Here is a 25665-nt window from a genome sequence, read left to right on the forward strand (position 1 = left end):
CGCGCGGGGCCGGGGATCAGCCCCGGTCACCGCCGTCGGTGGGCGGCATCTCCAGGTCGGCCTTCGTGATCTCCTCGACGTTGACGTCCTTGAACGTCACCACGCGCACGTTGCGGACGAATCTGGCCGGACGGTACATGTCCCAGACCCAGGCGTCCTCCATCACGACCTCGAAATACATCTCCCCGTTCTCGGTCGAACGCGGCTGGAGGTCGACATGGTTGGTCAGGTAGAAGCGTCGTTCGGTCTCCACGACGTAACTGAACAGCCCGACGACGTCCCGGTACTCGCGATAGAGCTGGAGCTCCATCTCGGCCTCGTACTTCTCCAGGTCCTCAGAACTCATGCACGCGCTCGCTTTCGTCGCACTCTCCGGTCGCGTGTGCCGCTCCCCTTCCACTGGACACCGCCACCGCGCGGGTTGTTCCCCCACGGTGGTCCCGCGGCGAGGAACGCCGATACGATCCAGCTCCATCATGCGTCACAGAAGGGGCTCGTGTACCCGGTCGGGCGGATTTCCTTCGGCTGATCGGGGGGGACGGGGCCCGTGACAGGACCCTGTCCGTACCCTCGCCGAAGCGCTTCGCCCACGACACCGAGGGGAGCGAGCACCTCACCCCTCGGCGGTGTCCAGTTCCTTGAGGGACTCCGGTGCGCTCAGGAAACCGGCCTGGCCGAACGGCCAGATGATCACGAACGCCCGGCCGACCACGTGGTCGATGGGCACCGCCCCGCCGCCGGGGTTGTTCTGGTTCAGCCGTGAGTCGGAGGAGATCGCCCGGTGGTCCCCCATCAGCCACAGGTGGCCCTCGGGCACCTCGATCGGTCCGAACTCCGTATGGCTGGCCACACTGCCGGGATAGAGGTAGTCGTCCTCCTCCAGGGGGATCCCGTTGACCATGACGCGGTTCTGCTCGTCACAGCACTCCACGGTGTCGCCCGGCAGGCCGATCACCCGCTTGATGTACTCCTTGCCCGTGGGGGCCGCCCCCAACTGCTGCTGTAGCCAGGTGAAGGCTCCCGAGACCGGGTTGGTCGGTTCGGGAACCGAGACCGTGTTCGGATCGTCCCATGATCCGTCGCCGTTGAAGACGACCACCTCGCCGCGCTCGATGTCGCGGATCTGGTAGACGACCTTGTTGACGAGGACGCGGTCCCCGACCAGCAGCGTGTTCTCCATCGAGGTGGAGGGGATGTAGAAGGCCTGCACCAGCCAGGTCCTGATCACGAACGCCAACACTAAGGCGATCACGATCAGGATGGGGAGTTCCTTCCAGAAGGACCCCTTCTTCTCGCTGCTCTGGGACTTGCTCATCTTGGTGGCCGCCTTCTCCTCCGATCCCTGGTCACCGGCTTCGGAGACACCACTGGCTCCCGGGGGCACGCCGTGCTCCCGGGAGCCAGTGGCGGAGCCGTGCTGCTCCTTCGGTCCCGACCGGGCGGAATCCTCGTCCTGAACCCCGTCCGAGCCGAGGTCCTCATCGTCTTTGTTCATCGAGCCGAAGCCTATCCTGCAACCCGTCGGGCACACAGGGTTTCGGTCCGTGGGAAGACGCGTCGGACGGCGCCGCCTACTTGGCCGCGGGCTCGCGGCGCTCGCGGATGCGGGAGGCCTTGCCCCGCAGGTCGCGCAGGTAGTACAGCTTGGCGCGGCGCACACGACCGCGGGCGGCGACCTCGTACTTCTCGATGGCCGGGGTGTGGATGGGGAAGGTGCGCTCCACGCCCACGCCGTAGCTCACCTTGCGGACGGTGAAGGTCTCGCGGCTGCCCGAACCCTGGCGTCGGATGACCACACCCTTGAACACCTGGACACGGGTACGGTTGCCCTCGGTCACACGGACGTGGACGTTGAGGGTGTCACCCGGACGGAACTCCGGGACGTCGGAACGCAGCTGGGCCTTCTCCAGCTCCTGAATGGCGGTGTGCATCTGGCGAATCCTCATCGATAGCGCTCCGCGTCCTGTCCCCGTCGGGGGAGGGGTGCGCGGGCGAGGGACCTACATGGGTCTGAACTTGCGAACCGCCCGGGTGACCGTCACAGAGGCCGACGTCGTGCCGCCGGCATGCGGATGCCACCGGTCACCAGGGGGAACCCGTACAGTCTGCCACATCTCAGGTGGCGTCTCGAACGGTCTCCTCCGCCAGGATCTCCCGGTCGCGCCGGTCCAGGGCCTCCTCCGGCAGCGCCTCGACCAGGTCGGGGCGGTTGCGCGCGGTCTTGCGCAGGGCCTGGTCACGGCGCCAACGGTCCACGGCCCCGTGGTTGCCCGACAGCAGTACCGGTGGTACCTCCTGGCCCCGCCAGGTGGCGGGCTTGGTGTAGACCGGCCCCTCCACCAGGTTCTCCATACCGCCGGAGGCGAAGGAGTCCTGCACCACGGACTCGGTGTTGCCCAGCACCCCCGGCAGCAGCCTGGTGATCGCCTCCACCATGACCAGGGTCGCGGACTCCCCGCCGTTGAGCACGTAGTCGCCGATGCTGATCTCCTCGACCGGCATCCGCCCGGCCGCGTCGACCGCGACCCGGGAGTCGATGCCCTCGTACCTGCCGCACCCGAAGACCAGCCACTCCTCCTTGGCCAGCCGCTCGGCGTCCGCCTGCCGGAAGGGACGACCGCTGGGGGTGGGCAGGATCAGGCGGGCGGGTCCGCCGGCCACGACCTCGTCGAGTGCCTCACCCCATGGTTCGGGCTTCATCACCATGCCGGGGCCACCGCCGTAGGGGGTGTCGTCCACGGTGTTGTGCCGGTCGTGGGTCCAGGTGCGCAGGTCGTGCACCCGCACGTCGAGCAGGCCGGACGCGCGGGCCTTCCCGATCAGGGACAGTTCCAGGGGACCGAAGTAGTCGGGGAAGATGCTGATGATGTCGATGCGCACGGTGTGCTTCCTCAGTCGGCGAGGTCGAGCAGACCGGCCGGCGGGTCCAGGACGATACGGCCCCCGGCCACGTCGACCTCGGGCACCAGCGCGGCCACGAAGGGCACGAGTACCTCACCGCCTCCGTCCGTGGTGATCACCAACAGGTCCTGTGCGTGGTGGAGGACGTCCTCCACCGTGCCGACCGTCTCCCCCTCGGTGGTGACCGCGCTCAGGCCGATGAGCTCGTGGTCGTGGAACTCGTCCGGGTCGTCCAAGGGGGCGATGTCCGCGGAGTCCACGTACAGGGCGGTGCCGCGCAGGGCCTCGGCCGCGTCGCGGTCGTCCACACCCTTGAAGCGCACCAGCAGACGCCCGCTGTGGCGGCGGGTGGAGGTGACCGTCAGCGGGCCGACCTCGGCGGAGTCGGTCTCCAGGACGGAGCCGTCGGCGAACCGGGCCTCGGGGTCGTCCGTGCGCACGTCGACGGCGACATCGCCACGGATGCCGTGGGCGCGACCGATCCGGCCGACAACGAGTCGCATGGGAACTCCCGTTCTTGTACCCGTACACGGGGAGGAGCCGGGCCGTCTTCGGGCACGGCTGGGGGCGCCGCCCGCGAACGGTCGGCGCCCCCGTGAGGCGCGTCAGCGCACTTCGTGAAGGTCCAGCAGGTCCACGCGGACGTAGCGGCCCCCGGCCAGGGAGCCGATGACGGTCCGCAGAGCCTTGGCCGTGCGGCCGTTGCGACCGATCACCTTGCCCAGGTCGTCGGGGTGGACCCTGACCTCCAGGACTTTGCCCTTGCGGAGCCTCTTGGCTCTGACCTGGACGTCGTCGGAGTTCGCAACGATCCCCTTCACGAGGTGCTCCAGCGCCTCTTCAAGCACGTCAGGCCTCGCCCTCGGACTTCTCAGTCTCGGCGGTCTCGGCGGGCTTGTCCGCCTTCTCCGCCTTCTTCTCGGACTTCTTGGCGGTCTTCTTGCCCTCGGATCCGGGGAGCACGAGCTCCTTCAGAGCGGCCTGGAAGGCGGCTTCCTTGGCCTCGGGGTCCTTGGGCTCGGCGACCTGGAGCGGAGCGGGGGCGGGAAGGCCCCTGAACTTCTGCCAGTCACCGGTCTTGCGCAGGAGGACCTTGACCGCGTCGGAGGGCTGGGCCCCCACGGACAGCCAGTACTGGACCCGCTCGGAGTCGACCTCGATGAGGCTCGGGTGCTCCTTGGGGTGGTACTTGCCGACCTCCTCGATCGCCTTGCCGTCACGCTTGTTGCGGGCGTCGGCGACGATGATGCGGTACTGGGGCGTACGGATCTTGCCCATACGCTTGAGCTTCAGTTTGACAGCCACTGGAGTGGTCTTCTCCCGATTAACGGCGTGGTGCGCCCGGCGGGTAGGCCACGTGGGGTTGCGGCGCCCGGCGGGACAGACGTGGGTGACGGGCTAGTTAGAGGGCCGGCCCGACACCGTTAGTCAACTCCTCATTGTGCCAGACTCCGACAGGTTCCCAGGACACCACACCGGGTTCGGGCGGCCCGTCCCCGGAACGTAGACGGGCCGCCTGGCCGGTCTCCCGACCATGCCGTCCGCTCACCGACGAGGCGGGCCCGGCGGGCCGGCGGCCCGTTCGTGTCCGCGGCGCGGGAGGCGGAGAGCACATCCGCATCCTAGGACATGACCGACGGACGCACACCGAACTCACGGCGTGCGCCCTTCCCCCGAACACGCCCTCGGCGGGCGGAGGGCGGTCCCTGTGTCCCGTTCCGCTACTTCTTGGGAAGCTTGAAGTTCGACAGGTCCGGCATGTTGGGACCGCCGAAACCGGGCGGAAGCGTGGGCTGTCCGCCGTCCCCACCGCCCAGGCCCGGGGGCAACTGCGGCTGCTGGGCGCCCTCCTCCTGACGGCGTCGGCGCTCGGCCGCGCGCTCGGCCTCCTGCTGGCGGGCCTTCATCGGGTTACCGCTGCGCTGCTTGCCCTTCTTGGCCTTCTTGCCCTGGGCCTTGGCCTTCTTGCGGTTACCACCGCCCGCGCCCGGCATCCCGGGCATGCCGGGGATCCCCGGCATGCCGCCGTTCTTCATCTTGCGCATCATCTTCTGCGCCTCGAAGAAACGGGTGACCAGACCGTTGACATCGCTGACCTGCGTGCCCGAGCCGTTGGCGATACGAAGACGACGCGAGCCGTTGATCATCTTGGGGTTCGCGCGCTCGGCCGGGGTCATCGACTGGATGATCGCCTGGATACGGTCCAGGTCCTTGTCGTCGATGTTGTCGATCTGCTCACGCATCTGCCCCATACCGGGCATCATGCCGAGCAGGTTCCCGATCGGACCGAGCCTGCGGACCATCGACATCTGCTGGAGGAAGTCGTCCAGCGTGAAGTCCTCGTCCGAGGCGATGGTCGAGGCCATCTTCTCGACCTCGGCCTCGTCGAAGGTGCGCTGCGCCTGCTCGATGAGCGTGAGCACGTCACCCATGTCCAGGATGCGCGAGGCCATCCGGTCCGGGTGGAAGAGGTCGAAGTCCTCCAGCTTCTCGCCGGTGGACGCGAACATGATGGGACGGCCGGTGATGTGGCGGATGGACAGGGCCGCACCACCGCGCGCGTCACCGTCGAGCTTGGTCAACGCCACCGCGTCGTAGCCGACGCCGTCCAGGAAGGCCTGTGCGGTGTTGACCGCGTCCTGCCCGATCATCGCGTCGACGACGAAGATGATCTCGTCCGGTTCGACGGCGTCGCGAATGTCCGCGGCCTGCTGCATCATCTCGCTGTCCACACCGAGGCGGCCGGCGGTGTCGATGATGACCACGTTGTGGTTGTTGCGGCGCGCGTGCTCGACCGACTCGCGGGCGACCTGGACCGGGTCACCGACGCCGTTGCCCGGTTCGGGCGCGAACACGGGGGTACCCGCGCGTTCGCCGACCACCTGCAACTGCGTGACGGCGTTGGGTCGCTGTAGGTCGGCGGCGACCAGCAGCGGTGTGTTGCGGTCGGCCGCCAGCCACTTGGCGAGCTTGCCCGCCAGGGTGGTCTTACCGGCACCTTGCAGACCCGCGAGCATGATCACGGTCGGCGGGTTCTTGGCGAAACGGATCTGTCGGGTCTGGCCACCGAGGACCTCGACCAGTTCCTCGTTGACGATCTTGATGACCTGCTGCGCCGGGTTGAGGGCCTTGGAGACCTCCTCTCCCCGCGCGCGTTCCTTGATCCGTGAGATGAACTCGCGGACCACGGGCAGTGCTACGTCCGCCTCCAGCAGCGCGAGGCGGATCTCCCGCGCGGTCGCGTTGATGTCCTCCTCGGACAGGCGACCCTTGCCGCGAAGCGAGGAGAAGACCGATGTCAGCCGGTCGGAAAGCGTCTCGAACACGAGTGTGGCCAGTCCTTCGTCTCGGAATTGATCTCCCAGCCTACCCGCCCCGGTCGTCCTGGAGTATCGGCGAGCCGAGGAGGAGACCTCCGGTCGGGGGGCGGGGACCACCCCGGCGCGCCCCGACCGCGCGCGGTCAGTCGCCGCTCTCTTCCTCCTCCGGGGAGGAGTCTCCCGACAGGGTGGCCTCGCGCTGCTCGTTGAGGTTGGCCAGCATCTCCTCCTGCCGGCCACCGGTCAGCCCGCGCGTGGACAGCTTCGACTCGCCCCCGATCTGGTAGGTCTGCGGGTCGGAGCTGACGATCGCGTAATCGGCGCTGCACGACAGGTCCAGGGTGCCGCCCGCCTCCAGGCTGCCGCTGTCCTGGCAGGTCTGCTCACCGATCTCGTCGTTGCTGAAGGTCACGTCCATGCGCACGTGGACCGTTCCACTGCCGTCGCCGCCGGCGTCGCGCACGGTGCCGGACCAGGTGCAGTGAGGACCCTCCTCGCACGACATGTCGGGGCTGCCGTCCCAGTTCACCTCGATGCGGGCGTCCCTGGAGTCGGTCAGCTCCTCCTCCGTGGTCGTGATGATGCCGTCGTAGAGTTCCTCGACCGCGGCGGTGTCTGCCTCCGCCAGGTCCAGGCGGACCTGCGGTCCGCTCTCGGCCTCCTCGGGGACGAGCTCCTCGATGGCTATGCGCTGGATCTGGTTGGTCTCGGCGTTGATCCACACCTGATCGCGCTCGCCCGCCAGGTCGATCCGGTAGGTGAGGGTCCCGTCCAGGTTCTCCTCGACCGCCTCCTCCGACTCCAGTTCCTTGCCGCCCAGGATCGCGGACAGCTCCGGTGGGGCCAGGGTGGCGCTCGGGTCGAACCCCGCCTGCGCGCTGGAGGCGCGCACCCAGTTGCCGTCGAAGTCGTCGAAGTCGGGTCCGAAGACACCCTGGTCGAGCCAGAAGTCCTCGGCGGCGCGCAGGAAGATCCTGCCGTCCGCGCTGATCACCTCCGCCTCGGCGTCGTTGGCTCGGATCGTGCCGCCGGCCGCTCCGGAGTCGGCCACGGTCAGGGAGGTGTCACGGATGTCGGAGGAGCCGACGCTGTCGGCCACCTGTCCGGTCGCGGTCAGCGCCGGGTAGGCGGCGAGGTCGGCCAGGGCCTCCTCCAGGAGCGGAGCCGCGGCGACCGGCTCGGCGGCCTCGGGGCTGGGCTCCTCCTCGGCCTCGCCCCCCGAACGCAGACCGCTGAGGTCGATGGAGCATCCGGCCAGACCGAGCGCGAGGACCGTGCCCGCGGCGGCGGACGCGACGCGCGCGCCCCTGCGACCCCTGATATGACTAACCGGCGCCATCTTGCCTCCTGACCCCGACCTGCGGGGCACTGTACGAATCAGCATGGTTTCCGGGTGGGCGGCGGAAGAAGAGGCCGACCCCTGGCCCGTTCATGACATGGGACGCGGATGCTCGGCTCCCGGTTGTGCCGTGTGTTCTTCGGGAGGGAGCTCGGGCGGTTCCGTGAGAAACAGGACCACCGCCGTCGGCGGAGCACGATCGCGCTCCAACGCCGCACCGCCAAGAAAGGGTATCGAACCGACGCAAGGAGTATGGCCAGTACAGCGCCGGGAATATCCATACGTGGTGTGAAAAGTGGCTGAGCACACGGACGGGGCCGACGGAGAACACGCTCCGTCGGCCCCGGGAACACCTCACCGCGTCAGGGGCGTGGAATCCGGTACCTCGACGCTGAGGGGCCGGATTCAGGCCCGCGGCGAGGCCGTCTCCTCGCCCGGAGGCGTCGGCGAGGAGACCGTCCTTTCCTCCCCTCTGGCCGGTTCGTCGAAGGCGTAGGCGGATTCCGCGTGCAGCTCGTGGTCCAGTCCGTTCGTCTCGATCTCCGCGGGCAGACGAAACCCCACGAGCAGATCGACGCCCTTGGCGATGACCCAGGTGACGGCGAAGGAGTAGACCGTGACGCCGGCGACCGCGATGACCTGGACCGCCAGGAGGCCCGGCCCACCCCCGTGGAGCAGGCCGTCGACGCCACCGGTCGCTCCCGCGGCCAGGAGTCCGAGCAGAAGGGAGCCGACGACGCCGCCGACCATGTGGATGCCCACGACGTCGAGTGCGTCGTCGTAGCCGAACCTGAACTTGACGCTGATCGCGTAGGAGCAGGCCGCTCCGGACAGAGCGCCGACCGCGATCGCGCCGAGCGGGGTGACGTTCACGGCGGCGGGGGTGATGGCGACCAGGCCCGCGACGGCACCGGAGGCGAAGCCCAGAGCGCTGACCCTTCCGTACCGGAGGCGCTCGACGAGCATCCAGGCCGCCGTCGCTGCGGCGGTCGCGACCTGGGTGTTGACCAGGGCCAACGCGGCGGTGGCGTCGGCGGCGTAGGCCGAACCGGCGTTGAAGCCGAACCAGCCGAACCACAGGAGCGCGGAGCCCAACAGGACGAACGGAAGGTTGTGCGGGCGCGTCGACTCCGAGCCGAAGCACTCGCGACGACCGAGCACGAGGGTCAGGGCCAGGGCGGCGGCACCGGCGTTGACGTGGACGGCGGTGCCGCCCGCGAAGTCGATGACCTCGTGACCACCGATCGACAGGCGGCCGATCCAACCGCCGCCCCAGACCCAGTGGGCGACGGGGAAGTAGACCAGGAGCGTCCAGGTCGGCACGAAGAGCACCCAGGCGCCGAACTCGGCGCGGTCGGCGACGGCCCCGCTGATCAGGGCCACCGTGACGACGGCGAACATCATCTGGAACCCGGCGTCGGCCAGGAGCGGGTAGCCTCCACCGCCCTCTCCGTCCCAGGGTTCGACGCCGCCGATGAGATCGGTCAGGCCCACGTGTGCGAGGCCACCGACGAAGAGGTCGACGGGACCACCATCGGAGTAGGTGAGCGAGTGGCCGACGGCGACCCAGAGCACGCTCACCGTCGCGATGCTCACGAAGCTCATCAACATCATGTTCAGCACGCTTCCGGCCCGCGACATGCCTCCGTAGAAGAAAGCCAGGCCCGGTGTCATGAGCATCACGAGGGCCGCGCTGACCAGCAGCCACGCCGTGTTGCCGGAGTCGGTCATCACATCGCCTCCATGGGACGGACGGGGATCGTCTGTGGGGGCGGCGATCGGCGGGTGCGTCGTCGGACCCGCGGGGAACACCGCACGGCAACTCTCCGGTCGGGGTGTTTCCTCGGGGGGCGCGAAAGGTTACGCGGACGTGAAGGGTCGGCGGGAGGTGTGAAGGATCGGTGAACCGAGACCTCGGCGTGGGTCCGTGCACGCGGCCCCGCACGCGACACCCCTCTCGCACGGGTGCGGCCGGACGCCCCCGGGGGCGTCCGGCCGCATCGTCGGTCGGGTGTCCGTCAGTCCCGGGAGAGGATCGCGTCCACGAAGACCTCCGGGTCGAAGGGCGCCAGGTCGTCGGGGCCCTCGCCGAGTCCGACCAGCTTGACCGGCACCCCCAGTTCCCGTTGGACCTGCACGATGATGCCGCCCTTGGCGGTGCCGTCCAGCTTGGTCAGCGCGATGCCGGTCACGTTCACGACCTCGCCGAACACCCGGGCCTGGCGCAGGCCGTTCTGTCCGGTGGTCGCGTCCAGGACGAGCAGCACCTCGTCGACCTGCGACTTCTTCTCCACGACGCGCTTGACCTTGCCCAGCTCGTCCATGAGGCCGGTCTTGGTGTGCAGGCGGCCGGCGGTGTCGATGATGACCGTGTCGGCGCCGTCCTCGATGCCCCGTGAGACGGCGTCGAAGGCCACGCTGGCGGGGTCGGCGCCCTCCTCCTTGCTCACGACGGGGGCTCCCACACGGCTTCCCCAGGTCTGGAGTTGTTCGCTGGCCGCGGCGCGGAAGGTGTCGGCGGCGCCGAGCACCACGCTGCGTCCGTCTCCGACCAGGACCCGGGCCAGTTTGCCGGTGGTGGTGGTCTTACCGGTGCCGTTGACGCCCACGACCATGATCACGGCCGGACGCTCGCCGTGCGGCTCGGTGCGCACGGTGCGGTCGGCGTCGGTGGAGATGTGCGTGAGGAGTTCCTCGCGCAGCAGCGCGCGCACCTCCTCGGGACCGCGTGTGCCGAGCACTTTGACACGGGTCCGGAGGCTCTCCACGATCTGCGTGGCGGAGGTCACGCCGATGTCGGCCGTGATGAGGAGGTCCTCGATCTCCTCCCAGGTGTCCTCGTCCAGGGAGTCGGAGGCGAGCAGGTTGAGCAGCCCCTGGCCGAAGGAGCTCTGTGAGCGCGCGAGTCGGGCGCGCAGACGGACCATGCGTCCGGCGGAGGGAGGCGGGGTCTCCAGCTCCGGTTCGACGGGTTCGACGACCTCCTCCACGGGAGGAGGCGCCTGTGCGGGCGGCGTGGTCACGGTTCCCGGGTCCCGCTCCCGGTCCTCGACCGCGGTCGCTCCCGCGGACTCCCCGGTGACCTCGGGACGTTCCTCGTCCTTGCCCGGCTTGACCGAGCTCCGGGTGCTGACCAGGAAGAGTCCGCCGGCGGCCAGCAGCACGACGGCGATGATGATGGCGACGAGCAAGGTGATGTCCATAGCATCCCCAGTCTTCCAGAGCACGCGGCTCGTTCGCGTCACGGAGGGGTGGCGTGCCGGGAACGGACGTTCTCCGCGCGCCGGGTCCCGCGTGGGCGAGGCACCTCAGATACCGCGGTGGCGTGTGGTGCGCAGGATGAGCACGAAGAAGGGTGCGCCCAGGAAGGCGGTGACCACGCCGATGGGCAGTTCGGCGGGTGCCACCAGGGTCCTCGCCACGATGTCCACCAGGACCATGAAGGCGGCGCCGAAGAGCACGGTGACCGGCAGGATCGCCCGGTAGTCGGAGCCCACCAGGCGGCGCACGACGTGCGGTACGACGATGCCCACGAAACCGATCAGGCCGCTCACCGAGACGGCGGCGGCGGTGGCCAGGGACGCGGCGCCGATCACCACCACGCGCACGACCGCCGGGTTCAGGCCCAGGCTGACCGCCTTGTCGTCTCCCAGGGCGAGCAGGTCCAGCAGGTAGCCGCAGGCCAGCAACACCGCCAGCGCGACCACCGCGTAGGGCCAGACCAGACGCACGTCGTCCCAGCCGCCGCGTCCGATCCCTCCGAGCAGCCAGGAGAAGATGCGTTGGAGCTGGTCCACCCCTATCTGTTGGACGAGGGTCTGCACCGCGGAGAGGAAGGAGGAGACGGCCACGCCCGCCAGGACGAGCGAGGCGGTTCCGCCTCCGCCCGCGGTCGCGCCGAGCAGGTAGGCGGCGGCCACCCCGAACAGGGCGCCGACGAAGGCAGCGAGGGGGACCAGGGCGCGGGGGGAGTCGCTGAACTGCGTGCCGAAGACGATGACCATGGTCGCGCCGAGGCCGGCCCCGGCCGCGGCTCCCAGAAGGAAGGGGTCGGCCAGCGGGTTGCGGAACACCCCCTGGTAGGCGCCGCCCGCGGTGGCCAGGAGAGCGCCCACGACCGCGCCCATCACCACACGGGGCAGGCGCAACTTCACGAGCAGGGCCTCCTGCCGCTCGGTCAGGGGGGAGTCGATGTCGAGCGGCAGGAGGCTGAGCAGGTGCCGGGCGATGTCGGCGGAGGAGATGTCGGCCGCGCCCGCGGAGACGCCGAGGAGGGCGGCCACGGTCAACGTGACGAACCCGCCCGCGAGCCACCCGGCCGGTAGGCCGACACGGCCCCGCACCCTAGTCGCCCGCGTTCTCGATGACGGCCTGGCCGACGACGTCGGCGAACTCGACCACGCGCGGTCCCCACCGGGAGGCGATGTCGGCGTCGAGCAGGTAGACGGCGTCGTTCTCGACCGCGGTGACGGTGTCGAAGGCGGGACGTCCGGCCAGGTCCTCCACCGTCGACTCGTCGCCGTAGGAGAGGAAGATCATGTCGGGGTCCTCCTCCACGATGTACTCCTGCGACAGTTGCGGATAGCCGCCCGCGCTGCCGTCGTCGGCCGCGTCGGCGATGTTGACCAGGCCGAAGGACGCGTAGATCTGTCCGACGAAGGTGGCGGAGGTGGCGGAGTAGGAGGTGTCGTCCAGTTCCTGGTAGAAGGTCAGTTCGGTGTCACCGACCTGTTCGTTGACCTCCTCCACGATCGCGTCGAACTCGGTCCGCACCCGCTCGGCCTCGGTCTGGGCCGCCTCCGCCCGGCCGGTGACCTCTCCCAGCAGTCGGATCTGTTCGTAGGTGTCCTCCAGCTCCGTGGCGGCGTCGAAGACCAGCACCGGGACGCCCACGGCCTCCAACTGCTCGGCGGTGGCCTCGGCACTGCGCGCGAGCAGGACCAGGTCGGGGTCGTACTCGCTGATGGCCTCCACGCTGGGCTCGAAGCCGCTCAGCTCGGTGGTGGGGGCCTCCTCGGGATGGTCGGAGTGCTCGTCGACGGCCTCGACCTGGTCGCCCGCGCCGATGGCGAAGAGCATCTCGGTGTGGCTGGCCGACAGCGAGACGATCCGCTCGGGGGCCTCCTCGATGGTGACCTCGCCGAGGGCGTCGGTGACGGTGACGGGGAAGGCGCCGTCACCGGCGGCGGGAGCGTCGGCTCCGGAGCCGGTGTCCTCCTGTGCACCGCAGGCGGTCAGCGCGAGAACGGCTCCCAGGAGGGCGAGGGGAAGATGGCGTGCGGTTCGCACGGTGCTCCTTTTCGGGGCAGGGGAAGGAGCACGGTCCGGTGGGGACGGCCTGTCCTTCCCACGAGGACGGGAACGTCGGCGTCGGGAAGGCGACCTGGCTCGTCCCCGTGCGGTCACGGGGCTTCACAGTTGCGGGACAGCGCCGGGTTGGGCGGCCTGGAGGCCGCGGGCACCGGACTTCGCTTCTTCGACACCGGGGGCCGCCCGTGGGCGACCCGGTCCTCTCAGACTACTCGGCTCGGTGCGCGCCGCCGCGGGCGCCCCGGAGCTGTGTCGACCCCCGCCTCTGAGGGACGGACCTGGGGAGACTCCCTGCCCACTCGTCACTGTTTATCCCAGAAAAAGAGAAAAGCGCATTTTGACCGCTTTGTGGATATATAACGCGGGGTCATCCGACAGTCCCACTATGTGGCCAGATTGAGTCTTGGCGAACATTGACACCCTTATTGCGCACCGCAATGATCGCGTTGCCATGCGCGCCGATTAACCGAATTACGGACATTAAGCGGCGTATCCCCCTGCGCACCACAGTCGTATCCAGTGGGGTACCTCGTTCCCCCGGCGTCCTGCGGCGCGCACCGAGAAAGGAAGTGTTGACAAGGTGGTACCCCACCGAACTCGCCTGGCTCCGCTCGCCGGGTTGACACTCATAGCGAGCCTGGTCGCGGCCACACCGGCAAGCGCCGACGAGTCTTCCGAACTCGCACCCCTGTACCCCGCCCCCTCCGCCGAGAACGGTGAACTGACCCACCAGGCCGCCGGCCTGTGGTTCATCGAGCTGGAGAGCCCGCCCACCGTCGAGGGCTCCTCCGACACCGAGATCGAGAGCGAGCACGAGGAGTTCCGCTCCGAAGCCGAGGAATACGGCCTGGAGTACACCGAGCGGCACTCGTTCAGCGACCTGTGGAACGGCTTCTCCGTCGAGATGGACGACGCCCAAGTGGGCACGGCCAGGGAGATCCCCGGCGTCAAGGCCATCCACCCCGTCGTCACCTTCCAGATCCCCGAGGTCGACGACAGCACTCCCGACATGGACACCGCGCTGCCCATGACCGGCGCCGACATCGCCCAGAACGAACTCGGCCTGACCGGCGAGGGCCTGCGGGTGGCCATCATGGACACCGGCGTCGACTACACCCACCCCGACCTGGGCGGCGGGGGTTTCCCCAACGACCGCGTGGTCACCGGACACGACTTCGTCGGTGACGCCTTCAACGCGGGCGTCCCCGGCTCCGTACCGGTCCCCGACGACGACCCCCAGGACTGCAACGGCCACGGCACGCACGTGGCGGGGATCGTGGGCGCCCAGGGAGAGATCACCGGCGTGGCCCCCGAGGTGGAGTTCGGCGCCTACAAGGTGTTCGGCTGTAGCGGATCCACCACCTCCGACATCATGATCGCCGCCATGGAGCAGGCTCTGGCCGACGACATGGACGTGCTCAACATGAGCATCGGCTCCGCGCACTCCTGGCCGCAGTACCCCACCGCGGTCGCCTCCGACAACCTCGTCGACGAGGGCATGGTCGTGGTCGCCTCCATCGGCAACTCGGGTGACACGGGCCTGTACTCCGCGGGTGCCCCCGGTCTGGGCGAGAAGGTGATCGGCGTCGCCTCCTTCGACAACACCCACATCCAGGCCGAGTCCGTGACCGCCAACCCCAGCGGCGAGAGCATGGCCTACATGGCGATGGGAGAGGCCACCGCACCGCCCACCTCGGGTGAGACCGACGAACTGGTCTACATCGGCCGGGGCTGCGCCTCCCTGGGCGACACGCTGGAAGGCGACCCCGAGGGCAAGACCGCGCTGATGGTGCGCGGTGAGTGCCCCTTCGCCGAGAAGTACGACACGGCCCTGGCGGCGGGCGCCACCGGCGTGGTCATGTACAACAACGTCGCGGGCATGTTCGCGGGCGGCGGCATCGTCGACCAGGGTGCCTTCTCCATCGGGATCTCCGACGTCTCCGGAGCCCACCTGCGCGAACTGTTGGAGGGCGACGAGCCCGTCACCTTGACCTGGACCGGGGAGAAGGCCACCGTTCCGAACCCGACCGGCGGCCTCATCAGCTCCTTCAGCTCCTTCGGTCTGGCCCCCGACCTGAGCCTGAAGCCGGACATCGGCGCCCCCGGCGGCCTGATCAACGCCCCCTACCCCATGGCCAAGGGCGGCTACGCCACCCTCAGCGGCACCTCGATGTCCTCCCCGCACGTGGCCGGCGGCGTCGCCCTGCTGTTGCAGGCCCGTCCCGACCTGAAGGCGCACGAGGTGCGTGACGTCCTCCAGAACAGCGCCGACCCCCAGGCCTGGTGGGGCAACCCCGGTCTGGGCCACTCGGACAACGTGCACCGTCAGGGCGCGGGCATGGTGGACGTGCCCGGCGCGGTGCTCGCCACCACGACCGTGACTCCCGGCAAGCTGTCCCTGGGCGCCACGCAGGGCGCCGTGACCGAGACCCTCACCATCACCAACGACGGTGACGAGGAGGCCGTCTACGAGCTGGGTCACGAGGCCGCCCTGGGCACCCACGGCAACACCTTCACCCCCGGGTACAACGACGCCTTCGCCGGGGTCTCCTTCGACTCCGACAAGGTGACCGTCGCGGCCGGCGCGTCGGTCGAGGTCGCGGTGACCGTCACTCCGCCCGCCCGGGACTTCGTCCAGATGATCTACGGCGGATACGTCACCGTGGACCAGGTCGACGGTGAGACCTACCGCGTCCCGTACGCCGCCTACAACGGCGACTACCAGGAGATCGAGGCCATGACCCCGATCACCGACGCCGAGGGCGGGACCTTCGACCTGCCGTGGTTGACCAAGATCACCGAGTGCGGTGCCTTCTCCGGTCTGGAGTGCGCCGCCGCCGACGGTGGCACGTTCCAGAACCAGCCCGACGGCGCGACCTACACCATGCGGTGGGTCGACGGGCTGCCGGACGTGCCCTACGTGATCGCCCACTTCGACCACCACGTCACCACGCTCCAGATGGTGGTCGTCGACGAGCGCACCGGACGCCCGGTGCACCCCCACCGCAACATCGGCGTGTCGGTGGACTACGTGCACCGCAACGCGACCGGGACCTCGTTCTTCAGTTACCCCTGGGACGGCACGGTCGTGGACAGGCACGACCGGATCAGGCCCGTCAAGGACGGTGAGTACCGTCTGGAGGTCCGCGCGCTGAAGGCGCTCGGCGATCCCGACAACGCCGAGCACTGGGAGACCTGGACCTCCCCGGTGATCACCATCGCCCGCGGATAGCCGCGCGGCGCGGGGTCGTCCGAACCCCGTGTCCGTTGAGTCGGGGCCGTCCTCCTTCGGGAGGGCGGCCCCGGCCGTTCTCCGACCCTGGCCGCGCGGGAGGCCTCGTGCGTCCGGCCGGACACGGCCGGTGACACCGCCCCTCGCCGGTCGCGCGCGGCCACGTCCGGGCCTCAGGCCGGGCGTTCGAGCTTTTGGCTGATCACCTGGGAGATGCCGTCGCCCTGCATGGTCACGCCGTACAGCGCGTCGGCGGCCTCCATGGTGCGCTTCTGGTGGGTGATCACGATCAGTTGGGAGGAGGCCCGCAGCTCCTCGAAGATCACCAGCAGACGCTGGAGGTTGGTGTCGTCCAGGGCCGCCTCGACCTCGTCCATCACGTAGAACGGGGAGGGCCGCGCCTTGAAGATCGCGGCCAGGAAGGCCACCGCGGTCAGGGAGCGCTCACCTCCCGACAGAAGCGACAGCCGCTTGACCTTCTTACCGGGTGGGCGGGCCTCCACCTCGATACCAGTGGTCAGCATGTCCTCGGGCGAGGTGAGCAGCAGTCGCCCCTCCCCACCGGGGAACAGACGTCCGAAGATCGCCGCGAACTCACGCTCCACGTCCAGGTAGGCGGCGGAGAAGACCTCCTGCACCCGGGCGTCGACCTCCTGGACGATGTCCATCAGGTCCCGGCGGGTCTTCTTCAGGTCCTCCAACTGGGCGTTGAGGAAGGCGTGCCGCTCCTCCAGGGCCGCGAACTCCTCCAGCGCGAGCGGGTTGATCCTGCCCAACTGGTGGAGTCGACGCTCCGCGGCCTTGGCCCGTTTGGCCTGCACCTCACGCACGTACGGCAACGGGACGGCGTCCTCGCCGGCGTCGGCGGGAGGAGGCACCGGCACACGGGGGCCGTACTCGGCGATCAGGGTGGGCACGTCCACGCCCATCTCCTCCCTGGCCTTGGTCTCCCACTGCTCCAGGCGCAGACGCCGCTCCGCCCGGGCCACTTCGCCGCTGTGCGCCGAACTCGTCAGCTTCTCCAGTTCCACGGAGAGCTCCCTCACCCGGGTCCTCACCGCCTTGAGTTCGGCGTCGCGTTCCTCCTTGCGTGCCTCGGCCGCGCGCCGCTCGGACTCGGCCGCCGACAGCGACACCGCGATCCGCTCCAGGGCCTCCCGGGCACTCCTGGCGACCGCCTCGGCGATGACGGCCTGCGCCATACGGGTCCGGCGGCGCCGCCGCGCGCGCTCCACCGCGCGACGTTCCTCGAAGGCCTGGGCCCGCAGCCGCTCTGCGCGTCCGGCGATCGAGCGGGCACGCTCCTCCGCGGTGCGCACCGCCAAACGGCGCTCCATCTCGGCGGCACGGGCACGCGAGGCCTGGGCGGCCAGCTCGTCGCGGGTGTCGGCGTCGGGGGCCTCCTCCTCGATGGAGGCGGCCGTCTCCTCGGCCTCCGCCAGCTCCTGCTCCATCCGCTCCAGCTTCTCGGCCTCCTCGTCCCTGGCGGCCACGGCCCTGGCCGCGGCCGCCGCGTACCGTTCGGACTCGGTCTCCGCCGAGCGCGCCTGGCCCCCGAGTTTGCCCAGCCGCTGGGCGAACTCGTGGCGTTTACGGTCGCTCTGGCGACGTCGTGCGGTCAGCTCCCCGACCTCGACGGCCAGGGCTTCGCGTTCACCCCTGCGTTCCTCCAGCTCGGCGGCGATCCGCTCCGCGGCCTCGGTGGCCTCCTCCAGCCTCTGGGCCGCCTCGTCCACCGCGGCCTGGACCTCCAGCAGACTGGGGGCCGCCACCGAGCCGCCGTGCGCCAGCGCCGTGGAGAACACGTCGCCCTCGGAGGTGACGGCCCGCACTCCGGGCACCTTGCCGACCAGGTCTCGGGCGGTCTCGACGTCGGGCACCAGGACGACACGGTCCAGCAGGGCCGTGACCGCGCCGTCCAGGTGCTCGGGGGCCACGACCGCCTCACGCGCGTAACGGACTCCCGCGGGCAGTCGGGGCCATTCCCCGCGCGGCACCGAGGCCGTGGCCCGGGCGATGACGATCCCCGCACGGCCCGCGTCCTCGGATCTGAGCAGGTCCAGGGCGGCCACGGCGGTGTCGGGGTCCTCCACGGCCACGGCTCCCGCGGCGGCTCCGAAGGCGGCGGCCACCGCGGTCTGCTGACCGGCCTCGACCTGCACGAGGGAGGCCAGACTGCCGAGCGTGCCGGGCAGATCGGCGTCCAGGAGGGTACCGGCGCCGTCCTTGTGGGCCAGGCCCAGCTCCAGCGCCTCCTTCCGGGCGGCGAGAGCCGCCCTCTCGCCCTCGGCGGCGCGCTCTGCGTCGCGCAGGCGGTCGAGCTCGGCGTCGGCCTCGGAAAGCCTCCGGGCGGCCCGCTCCTGGGCGGAGTCGAGTTCGGCGTCCCCCTCGTCGAGGCCGGCCGACTCCTCGGCGGCCATCTCGTACTCGGCCTGGGCCGACTCCGCGCGCTCGGCGGCCTGTGCCGCAGCCTCCTCCAGGCGGGCGATCTCGGCCTCGTGCGAGGTCAGACGACCACGCAGGCTCTCCACCCGCGCGGACAGCCGCACCAGTCCCTCCCGGCGGTCGGCGGCGGCCCGGGCGGCGGCCTCCCACCGCTTCTCCTCTCGGTGCAGGGCGTCCTCGGCGGCGACCCGCTCGGTGACGGTGACCTCCAGCGCCTCCCGGGCCTCCTCCAGACGGGTGAGAAGCTCCTCCTCCTGGGCCGCGACCTCCTCGGCCTCCCTCTCCAGCTCTTCGGGGTCGCGGCGGTGGACGGGCTCGTCGTCGACGGAGGCCAGGTTGCGGTGGCGTTCGTCGGCCAGCCCGCGTACGGCGTCCAGACGTTCGGTGAGACGGGACAGGGAGTGGTAGGTCTCCAAGGCTCGGGCCAGGGCCGGAGCCGCCTCGGCGGACTGCGCCTCCAGTTCGGCCTCGCGCTCCTGGGCCTGGGCCAGGGCGGTCTCGGTGGAGGTGCGGCGGGCGAGGATCTCCTTCTCGTCGGCCTCCTCCTTGGCCAGCTGCTCGGTGAGGGTGACGATGTCGTCGGCGAGCAGGCGCAGGCGGGCGTCCCGCAGGTCGGCCTGGATGACGGCGGCCCGGCGGGCCAGCTCGGCCTGACGCCCCAGAGGTTTGAGCCGGCGGCGCAGTTCGGCGGTCAGGTCGGTGACCCGGTCCAGGTTGCCCTGCATCGCGTTGAGCTTGCGGATCGCCTTCTCTTTGCGCTTACGGTGCTTGAGGATGCCCGCGGCCTCCTCGATGAGGGCTCGGCGCTCCTCGGGACCCGCGTGCAGAACGGTGTCGAGCTGCCCTTGCCCGACGATGACGTGCATCTCCCGACCGATCCCCGAGTCGCTGAGCAGGTCCTGGATGTCGAGCAGGCGACAGGTGTCGCCGTTGATGGCGTACTCCGAGCCTCCGTTGCGGAACATGGTCCGCTTGATGGTGACCTCGGTGTAGTCGATGGGCAGCGCGCCGTCGGTGTTGTCGATGGTGAGGCTGACCTCGGCGCGGCCCAAGGCCTGTCGGGTGGAGGTACCGGCGAAGATGACGTCCTCCATCTTGCCGCCGCGCAGGGACTTGGCTCCCTGTTCGCCCATCACCCAGGACAGGGCGTCGACCACGTTGGACTTGCCCGATCCGTTGGGGCCGACCACACAGGTGATCCCCGGTTCGAAACGCAAGGTGGTGGCCGACGCGAACGACTTGAATCCGCGTAGCGTCAGGTTCTTCAGATACACCGGCACCTCCCACGACGGCCACCGTTGGTACACACCGCGACCACCTAAGGGTGCCACGAAGCAGTGACCGAAGGGTGAGGTTCGGGCCGATGTTCCCTGTTGGAGCGGGCCGGTGGACGTGATGTCACCTCGCCCGAACGGAAAGGACGGGGGAGTCCGGCGGACACGGAGGGTTGTGATGGAGCCCGCCGGGTACAACGACGGCAAAGAGTCCGCAAAGAAAGGAAGAGAAGATACTGCGGCTCGGCCGGCGGGGAGTCTCTCACTCCCGTCCGTCGACGTTTCCGGCTAGGGACGCCTGGTTCACGATCGGCGTCCCCATGAGTGGATCGTTCACCTCACGAGGCCGTTCTGACGGGGCCCCGTCGTCGACGGTGTCAGGTCAGGCGAGTGCGGGCTCGCGATCGGTCGCGCTGGAAGCGACTTCGGTGACGGCCATGCTGAGCTGGTCGTTCTTGGCCTGAAGACGGCTGATCTCGTCCTCAAGGTCACGTACCCGCTTCTGCAGTCGCCTCATCTCCGAGACCATCCGAGGGTCAGAGCCGCCGACGTGGCCAAACAGAGCCTTCGCCATGATATGGGTCCTCCACGCTGAGTGACCAGTGATGATCCGCGCCCGTGATGCCCGTGGTGACGCCGAGTGGCGATGTTCCCTACGGGTGGAAAGGTTGCGCGATGTACCTTCCAGAGTCTCACCGTGCGCGTCGCTGGTCAAGATTTGATTACAACGGTCCGTAACGACCACCGTCCGGACGAATGCAACCGGGCAGGTGGCAGCGCACGATTCGAACACAGGCACCCCGGGCTTCGCCGGAGCGTCGTGGGACGGGGCGGACGCCACACGTCCTTCGCCCCTCACCCGCCAGGCCGCCCACCGCGAACCCCTCGTGGCCGCAGCGGCCTCACGGTGTGCTCGAATCGCGTTACACCATAAGCATACTCATCGCTCGACGAATCCGCTGAAGGTCCCCCCGGCCGAGGACCAACGTTCGACCACGGAGTCCACACGGCCAGGTGTTCCCTCGCCCCTGAGATGACCAAGGAGTCGCTCGCACGCGCCCCTGGGTCCCTCCGCGACCACCTCGACCCTGCCGTCCCGAAGGTTCGTGGCGGCGCCGCTCAATCCCAGCTCCAACGCCTTGGACCGCGTCCACCAGCGGAAACCCACCCCTTGGACGCGCCCGCGTACCCACGCGGTCAATCGGACGGCTTCGGCGTCCTCACCCACGAGCCGACTCCTTACTTACCTGGCGGACATACTTTTCTCACCGCGTTCGGCGACGACGGCTCAGCCTCGACCTCGGGGCGCCCGCTGACAGCTCGGGCAACTGTAGGAGGAGCGGTTCATGAACGCCTCCCGGATGATCGAGGAGCCGCACCGGCCGCATGGACGGTCGCGGCGACCATAGGCGTTGAGACCGCGTTCGAAGTAGCCGCTCTCACCGTTGACGTCGACGTAGAGACCGTCGAAGGTGGTGCCGCCCACCTCCAACGCCTCGATCATCACATCGCGTACGTGTCCCAGCAGCTCCACGACCTGTGCCTTGGACAGTCCGTGCGTGGAACGCGCCCAGTGCAACCGTGAGCGCCACAGCGCCTCGTCGGCGTAGATGTTACCGACGCCACTGATCAGCGACTGGTCCAGCAGCGCGCGTTTGACCTCGGTCCTCCTGGCCCGCAGCGCCCGTACGAAGACCTCGGGGACGAAGTCGGGGTCCAGCGGATCCAGGGCGATGTGGTCCACCGAGGCCGGCACGTCCTGGCGGACACCGGGCACGTCCACCATCAGATGACCGAAGGTCCGCTGGTCGACGAAGCGCAGTTCGACACCGTCCGACAGGGGCAGGCGCACCCTCAGGTGCTTCTCGTCGGGTTTGCCCGTGGGCTGGACCAGCATCTGCCCGCTCATGCCCAGATGCACGAGGAGCATCTCACCGCTGTCCAGCAGAAGCCACATGTACTTGCCGCGCCGGTGCGCCTCGACGGGTACGCGTCCCGCCAGACGGGCGGCGAAGTCCGTGGCACCCGCCAGGTGCCTGCGCACCGCTCTGGGGTGCAGGACCTCCACCGCGCCGACGGTACGGCCCAGGGCGTGCTCGGCCAGGCCGCGACGTACGACCTCCACCTCGGGGAGTTCGGGCACCCTTCCTCACCCCCGTCCGGCGCCGGAGGTTTCCCCGCCGGTGGAACCGGCGACGGTCCCACCGGACTCGGAACGGGACTTGATGGCCTTCCAGGCCGACTCCGCGGCCTGCTGCTCGGCCTCCTTCTTGCTCCGTCCCTCGCCCCGGCCGTAGCTCTGGCCCGCGACACGGACCGTGGCGCGGAAGGTCTTCTGGTGGTCGGGGCCGCTCTCGTCCACGTGGTACTCCGGGACGCCGAGCATCTCGGCGGCGGTCAACTCCTGCAAGGAGGTCTTCCAGTCCAGCCCCGCCCCGAGTCCGGAGGCCGTGGCGATGAGCGGGTCGAAGAGGCGGTGCACGAATTCCGAGGCCACGTCCAGACCGCAGTCCAGGTAGACCGCACCGATGACGGCCTCCAGGGTGTCGGCCAGGATCGAGGACTTGTCACGCCCGCCGGTGCCCTCCTCACCACGGCCGAGTCGGATGTAGGCGCCGATGCCCAGGCTCCGGGCGACGTCGGCGAGGGCGCGCATGTTCACCACGGCGGCACGCAGCTTGGCGAGCTGCCCCTCGGGCAGGTCGGGATGCTTGCGAAAGAGCGTGTCGGTGACCACCAGGCCGAGCACGGAGTCCCCGAGGAACTCCAGGCGCTCGTTGGTGGGCAGTCCGCCCTTCTCGTAGGCGTAGGAGCGGTGGGTCAGGGCCCGCAGAAGGACCTTCGGGTCCACCTCGACCCCGATGGCCTTGTGGAAGGACCTGACTTCGGATGCGGAGAGTTGGCTGGCCACTGGTTCACTTCCCTGCTCGGGCACGCCGTGGTGAGGCGCACTGATGGTGGTGGATGACCCGTGCCCCCGCCAGGGTGCTCGAAAGCGAGGTGACCGTCGCGGGAGGCGCACTCCCCCGGCGACCACCACGAGCTCGGGAACCTCGGGCGTCCGGGTCACTCGTGCGACGTCCGATCCTGGTGTTCGTCGGTGTTCTCCGACTCACTTTACAAACCCCCGCGTGCCGACGCTCGGGGTGTCCGGGGACTCGTGCCCCGCCCCGGTCGAACGCGGTCCCGCGTGTGCGGTGGTCCGTGCGGACGCACGCGCACCAGGGCACGGCGTCCGGGCACGCCGCGACAGCGCTTCGGGGCGGACCCGTGAGACGGGTCCGCCCCGAAGCGACTCGGGAGTCGGGCGCCGGGGCCCGAGTCCCGTGCGTGGTGGGGTGCTCTCATCACATGCCCGCACACCCACCGCCGGTCTCAGCCGGTGACCGGAGGAACCCCTGGTGGCCGAGCAGAACTCCACCGAGAAGGCCCTAGGCGGGGTTCGTGACCTGGCGGTTGTTGTAGGTGCCACAGGTCGGGCACGCGATGTGGGGCTGCTTGGGGTCGCGGCAACGCGGGCAGTTGACCAGCACCGGGCGCGACGCCTTCCACTGGGAACGGCGGGTCCGGGTGTTGCTCCGCGACATCTTCCGCTTCGGGACGGCCACTTCAATCCTCCTGGGTCACCCCCGCGGTCGCGGGAGGTCGCTTATCTGGTCACCCCGCGCGCTGTGGCGGGGAATGCGTGCTCCGCTCGACGGGGACGCCCGGGGGCGGCCGTCCGTCGACCGGTTCACGAGTTCATCGTTCGCCGGGGTCCTCCGCGAGTCCGCGGAGTGCCTCCCAGCGCGGGTCGACGTCGTCCCCATGACCATGGTCGGGACCGGCCTCGGCGAGCTTGACACCACACTCGGTGCACAGACCGGGGCAGTCCGGACCGCACAGCGGTATGAGAGGGATCGCGAGGACGACGGCGTCTCGGACCACGGGACCGAGGTCGAGCAGATCGCCCTCTAGATAGTATTCCTCATCGTCGTCGCCGGGGTCCTCGACCGCTCCGGGGACGTCGTCCTCGTCGGCGGAATACCGGTACAGCTCCTGGAGACCGGCCTCGATCTCGTCCGAGATCGGATCCAGGCAGCGCGAGCACTCGGCGTTGAGCCGACCCCGGACCGTGCCGGTGACGAGGACACCCTCCATCACCGCTTCCAGCCGCAGGTCCAGTTCGAGTTCACTGCCCTCCGGCACGGTCGCGACCGCCGTGGAGAACGCCTCGGGTACGGTCACGATGCGGTTGACCGTGCGCATCGACCCCGGCTGGCGGCCCAGCGGGCGGGTGTCGACCACGAACGGGTCACGAGGATCTAGGCGAGACAGGGTCATCGGACTTTCACAAGGAGTTCGGTGTGCCGGGCGCGAGAAGATCGCGTGCCGGCCGGCGTGAGTGCACGCCGAACACCGGCGACACGCATGGTCGAACCGCGATTCTACCTACCATGCACCCGACCACCCAAATCAGCCCGAGCCGGCCTCCTGGAGATCCGGCTCACGCCCCTCCGGAACCGGGCCCGCGTCGCACAGGGAGATCGGGTCAGCCCGCCTCCCCCGCCCGCTGGGCGTACTTCTCCCGCAGGCGGTCCTGGACGTAGGGGGTGACCAGACTGGAGACGTCCCCCCGGTGCTGGGCGATCTCGCGGACCAGGCTGGAGGAGAGGAAGGAGTACTGCGGGTTGGCCGTCATGAACACGGTCTCCACCCCCGAGAGCCGGTAGTTCATCTGGGCGATCTGCAACTCGTAGTCGAAGTCACTGACCGAGCGCAGACTACGGACGATGGTCTCGATGCCGTTCTCCCGGCAGAAGTCGACCAGGAGTCCGTCGAACTCGCTGACCCTCACGTTGTCGAGGTCCGCGGTGCCCTCACGGAGCATGTCCAGTTTCTCGGGGACGGTGAACAGGCCACGCTTGTTGATGTTGTTGAGCACGGCGGCGACGACCTCGTCGTACTGTTTGGCCGCCCGGCCGATGATGTCGATATGACCGTAGGTCACCGGGTCGAAGGAGCCCGGACAAACGACACGACGCACGGTGGATCGCCCCTTTCGGAAACTACGTTCGAGTACCGCGATGGTAGGGGTTGGCCTTCACGCCCTCGCGGGCAACACCCGTTTCAGGGCGTTCCCGGAGTCGGGAGGCTCCGAGAGCGGAAGGCGCCGTCCCGGGCGGGGCGGGCGTACCAGAGCACCGCCTCCCCGTATCCCCGCCTGCGGTCGCGCTCCACTCCCGGCGGCCACGCGGGTTCGGCTCCGCGTTTGGAGCGTTCGACGACGATCACGGCGTCATCGACCAACCAGTCACCGCCCGACAGGCGGACCAACATGTCGGCGACCTCCGCGTCGGTGACGGTGTAGGGCGGGTCCGCGACCACGAGGTCGTAGGGGTCACCGGTGTTGCCCCGACCGAGTACCCGCTCCACGCGGTCGACCACCAGTTCGGCTCCGGCCAGGCCGAGCGCGGCGATGTTCCTCCTGACCGTCCGGGCCGCCCCACGGTCGGCCTCGACCAGGAGCGCGTGCGTCGCGCCCCGCGACAGGGCCTCCAGTCCGATCGCCCCCGACCCCGCGTACAGGTCCATCACCCGCAGTCCGCGGAGGTCGCCGAGGTCGGAGCGGACGGAGGAGAACAACGCTTCGCGGGCACGGTCGCTGGTGGGCCGGGTGGTGCGGCCCTCGGGGACGTGGACGCGCCGTCCACCGGCCGTCCCTGCGATGATGCGGGTCATTGGTAGTCAGAGGCGCGGTACCCGTTCCCGGGCCCGTTTCCTCATCCCCCTTTCAATCCGTGCGTGCGGTTTTCCCGCACACGGCTTACCGATGATCTTCTAAACCGGGTTACGCAACCCCGG

Annotated in this window: 23 protein-coding genes; 1 reads left to right on the plus strand and 22 read right to left on the minus strand. The window is 69.5% G+C overall.

Annotated elements, in window-relative coordinates:
* Window positions 1-16 precede the first annotated feature (16 nt).
* The 13 genes from PFX91_RS14905 to PFX91_RS14965 form a co-directional block, all read right to left on the minus strand.
* The gene (locus tag PFX91_RS14905) at window positions 17-346 is read right to left on the minus strand and encodes a DUF2469 domain-containing protein (RefSeq protein WP_285732243.1); all 330 of its coding nucleotides are present in this window, start codon (window positions 344-346) and stop codon (window positions 17-19) included.
* Between the two features lie 267 nt (window positions 347-613).
* Window positions 614-1495, minus strand: coding sequence for a signal peptidase I (gene lepB / locus PFX91_RS14910; RefSeq protein ID WP_285732244.1), 882 nt, complete (start codon window positions 1493-1495; stop codon window positions 614-616).
* A 76-nt stretch (window positions 1496-1571) separates the two neighbouring features.
* Window positions 1572-1931: a 50S ribosomal protein L19 gene (gene rplS, locus PFX91_RS14915; protein ID WP_285732246.1), complete on the minus strand. Its 360-nt coding sequence runs from the start codon at window positions 1929-1931 to the stop codon at window positions 1572-1574.
* Between the two features lie 184 nt (window positions 1932-2115).
* Complete coding sequence (trmD, locus tag PFX91_RS14920; protein ID WP_285732247.1) at window positions 2116-2880, minus strand: tRNA (guanosine(37)-N1)-methyltransferase TrmD; 765 nt, start codon at window positions 2878-2880, stop codon at window positions 2116-2118.
* A gap of 11 nt (window positions 2881-2891) precedes the next feature.
* Window positions 2892-3404, minus strand: coding sequence for a ribosome maturation factor RimM (gene rimM, locus PFX91_RS14925; RefSeq protein WP_285732249.1), 513 nt, complete (start codon window positions 3402-3404; stop codon window positions 2892-2894).
* A gap of 102 nt (window positions 3405-3506) precedes the next feature.
* A complete protein-coding gene (locus tag PFX91_RS14930) occupies window positions 3507-3749 on the minus strand; it encodes an RNA-binding protein (RefSeq protein WP_073704564.1) in 243 nt (80 codons plus the stop codon).
* Window position 3750: 1 nt separating this feature from the next.
* Window positions 3751-4206: a 30S ribosomal protein S16 gene (gene rpsP, locus PFX91_RS14935; protein ID WP_285732256.1), complete on the minus strand. Its 456-nt coding sequence runs from the start codon at window positions 4204-4206 to the stop codon at window positions 3751-3753.
* A 416-nt stretch (window positions 4207-4622) separates the two neighbouring features.
* On the minus strand, window positions 4623-6227 hold the full coding sequence (gene ffh, locus PFX91_RS14940; protein ID WP_285732258.1) for a signal recognition particle protein: 1605 nt from the start codon (window positions 6225-6227) through the stop codon (window positions 4623-4625).
* 136 nt (window positions 6228-6363) lie between these two features.
* Entirely contained in the window at window positions 6364-7560 is a 1197-nt protein-coding gene (locus PFX91_RS14945; RefSeq protein ID WP_285732259.1) for a hypothetical protein, read from the minus strand.
* A gap of 405 nt (window positions 7561-7965) precedes the next feature.
* Window positions 7966-9291, minus strand: coding sequence for an ammonium transporter (locus tag PFX91_RS14950; RefSeq protein WP_285732261.1), 1326 nt, complete (start codon window positions 9289-9291; stop codon window positions 7966-7968).
* 287 nt (window positions 9292-9578) lie between these two features.
* Entirely contained in the window at window positions 9579-10763 is a 1185-nt protein-coding gene (gene ftsY, locus PFX91_RS14955; protein WP_285732263.1) for a signal recognition particle-docking protein FtsY, read from the minus strand.
* 105 nt (window positions 10764-10868) lie between these two features.
* Window positions 10869-11903: a FecCD family ABC transporter permease gene (locus PFX91_RS14960; protein WP_285732265.1), complete on the minus strand. Its 1035-nt coding sequence runs from the start codon at window positions 11901-11903 to the stop codon at window positions 10869-10871.
* 1 nt (window position 11904) lies between these two features.
* On the minus strand, window positions 11905-12849 hold the full coding sequence (locus tag PFX91_RS14965; RefSeq protein WP_285732266.1) for a helical backbone metal receptor: 945 nt from the start codon (window positions 12847-12849) through the stop codon (window positions 11905-11907).
* Between the two features lie 601 nt (window positions 12850-13450).
* Here PFX91_RS14965 and PFX91_RS14970 point away from each other — a divergent pair.
* Window positions 13451-16102, plus strand: a complete 2652-nt coding sequence (locus PFX91_RS14970) for a S8 family serine peptidase (protein WP_285732268.1) — start codon at window positions 13451-13453, stop codon at window positions 16100-16102.
* Between the two features lie 173 nt (window positions 16103-16275).
* Here the strand turns inward: PFX91_RS14970 and smc are convergent, their stop codons facing one another.
* The 9 genes from smc to rsmD form a co-directional block, all read right to left on the minus strand.
* Window positions 16276-19821 (minus strand): chromosome segregation protein SMC, encoded by a 3546-nt coding sequence (smc, locus tag PFX91_RS14975; RefSeq protein ID WP_285732270.1) that lies wholly within the window; start codon window positions 19819-19821, stop codon window positions 16276-16278.
* Between the two features lie 382 nt (window positions 19822-20203).
* The gene (locus tag PFX91_RS14980) at window positions 20204-20395 is read right to left on the minus strand and encodes a hypothetical protein (protein ID WP_285732272.1); all 192 of its coding nucleotides are present in this window, start codon (window positions 20393-20395) and stop codon (window positions 20204-20206) included.
* Between the two features lie 366 nt (window positions 20396-20761).
* A complete protein-coding gene (locus tag PFX91_RS14985) occupies window positions 20762-21049 on the minus strand; it encodes an acylphosphatase (protein ID WP_285732274.1) in 288 nt (95 codons plus the stop codon).
* Between the two features lie 60 nt (window positions 21050-21109).
* Window positions 21110-21964 carry a bifunctional DNA-formamidopyrimidine glycosylase/DNA-(apurinic or apyrimidinic site) lyase gene (gene mutM, locus PFX91_RS14990; protein ID WP_285732275.1) on the minus strand — a complete coding sequence of 285 codons (855 nt, stop codon included), beginning with the start codon at window positions 21962-21964 and terminating at the stop codon, window positions 21110-21112.
* Between the two features lie 6 nt (window positions 21965-21970).
* Window positions 21971-22732, minus strand: coding sequence for a ribonuclease III (gene rnc / locus PFX91_RS14995; protein ID WP_285732277.1), 762 nt, complete (start codon window positions 22730-22732; stop codon window positions 21971-21973).
* 520 nt (window positions 22733-23252) lie between these two features.
* Entirely contained in the window at window positions 23253-23429 is a 177-nt protein-coding gene (gene rpmF / locus PFX91_RS15000; RefSeq protein WP_013151268.1) for a 50S ribosomal protein L32, read from the minus strand.
* A gap of 133 nt (window positions 23430-23562) precedes the next feature.
* Window positions 23563-24144 carry a YceD family protein gene (locus PFX91_RS15005; protein WP_285732300.1) on the minus strand — a complete coding sequence of 194 codons (582 nt, stop codon included), beginning with the start codon at window positions 24142-24144 and terminating at the stop codon, window positions 23563-23565.
* Window positions 24145-24352: 208 nt separating this feature from the next.
* Entirely contained in the window at window positions 24353-24847 is a 495-nt protein-coding gene (gene coaD / locus PFX91_RS15010; protein WP_285732302.1) for a pantetheine-phosphate adenylyltransferase, read from the minus strand.
* A gap of 83 nt (window positions 24848-24930) precedes the next feature.
* Window positions 24931-25542, minus strand: coding sequence for a 16S rRNA (guanine(966)-N(2))-methyltransferase RsmD (rsmD, locus tag PFX91_RS15015; protein WP_285732304.1), 612 nt, complete (start codon window positions 25540-25542; stop codon window positions 24931-24933).
* Between the last annotated feature and the right edge of the window lie 123 nt (window positions 25543-25665).

This window comes from Nocardiopsis sp. ATB16-24 (assembly GCF_030271535.1).
GTDB lineage: Bacteria > Actinomycetota > Actinomycetes > Streptosporangiales > Streptosporangiaceae > Nocardiopsis.

Bases quoted from the DNA above. Each gene is read 5' to 3' on its own strand.
- PFX91_RS14980 (WP_285732272.1), bottom strand. From the start codon at position 20,395: ATGGCGAAGGCTCTGTTTGGCCACGTCGGCGGCTCTGACCCTCGGATG.
- PFX91_RS14950 (WP_285732261.1), bottom strand. From the start codon at position 9,291: ATGACCGACTCCGGCAACACGGCGTGGCTGCTGGTCAGCGCGGCCCTC.
- PFX91_RS15005 (WP_285732300.1), bottom strand. From the start codon at position 24,144: ATGACCCTGTCTCGCCTAGATCCTCGTGACCCGTTCGTGGTCGACACC.
- rimM (WP_285732249.1), bottom strand. From the start codon at position 3,404: ATGCGACTCGTTGTCGGCCGGATCGGTCGCGCCCACGGCATCCGTGGC.
- ftsY (WP_285732263.1), bottom strand. From the start codon at position 10,763: ATGGACATCACCTTGCTCGTCGCCATCATCATCGCCGTCGTGCTGCTG.
- PFX91_RS14945 (WP_285732259.1), bottom strand. From the start codon at position 7,560: ATGGCGCCGGTTAGTCATATCAGGGGTCGCAGGGGCGCGCGCGTCGCG.
- rsmD (WP_285732304.1), bottom strand. From the start codon at position 25,542: ATGACCCGCATCATCGCAGGGACGGCCGGTGGACGGCGCGTCCACGTC.
- rplS (WP_285732246.1), bottom strand. From the start codon at position 1,931: ATGCACACCGCCATTCAGGAGCTGGAGAAGGCCCAGCTGCGTTCCGAC.
- lepB (WP_285732244.1), bottom strand. From the start codon at position 1,495: ATGAACAAAGACGATGAGGACCTCGGCTCGGACGGGGTTCAGGACGAG.
- PFX91_RS14905 (WP_285732243.1), bottom strand. From the start codon at position 346: ATGAGTTCTGAGGACCTGGAGAAGTACGAGGCCGAGATGGAGCTCCAG.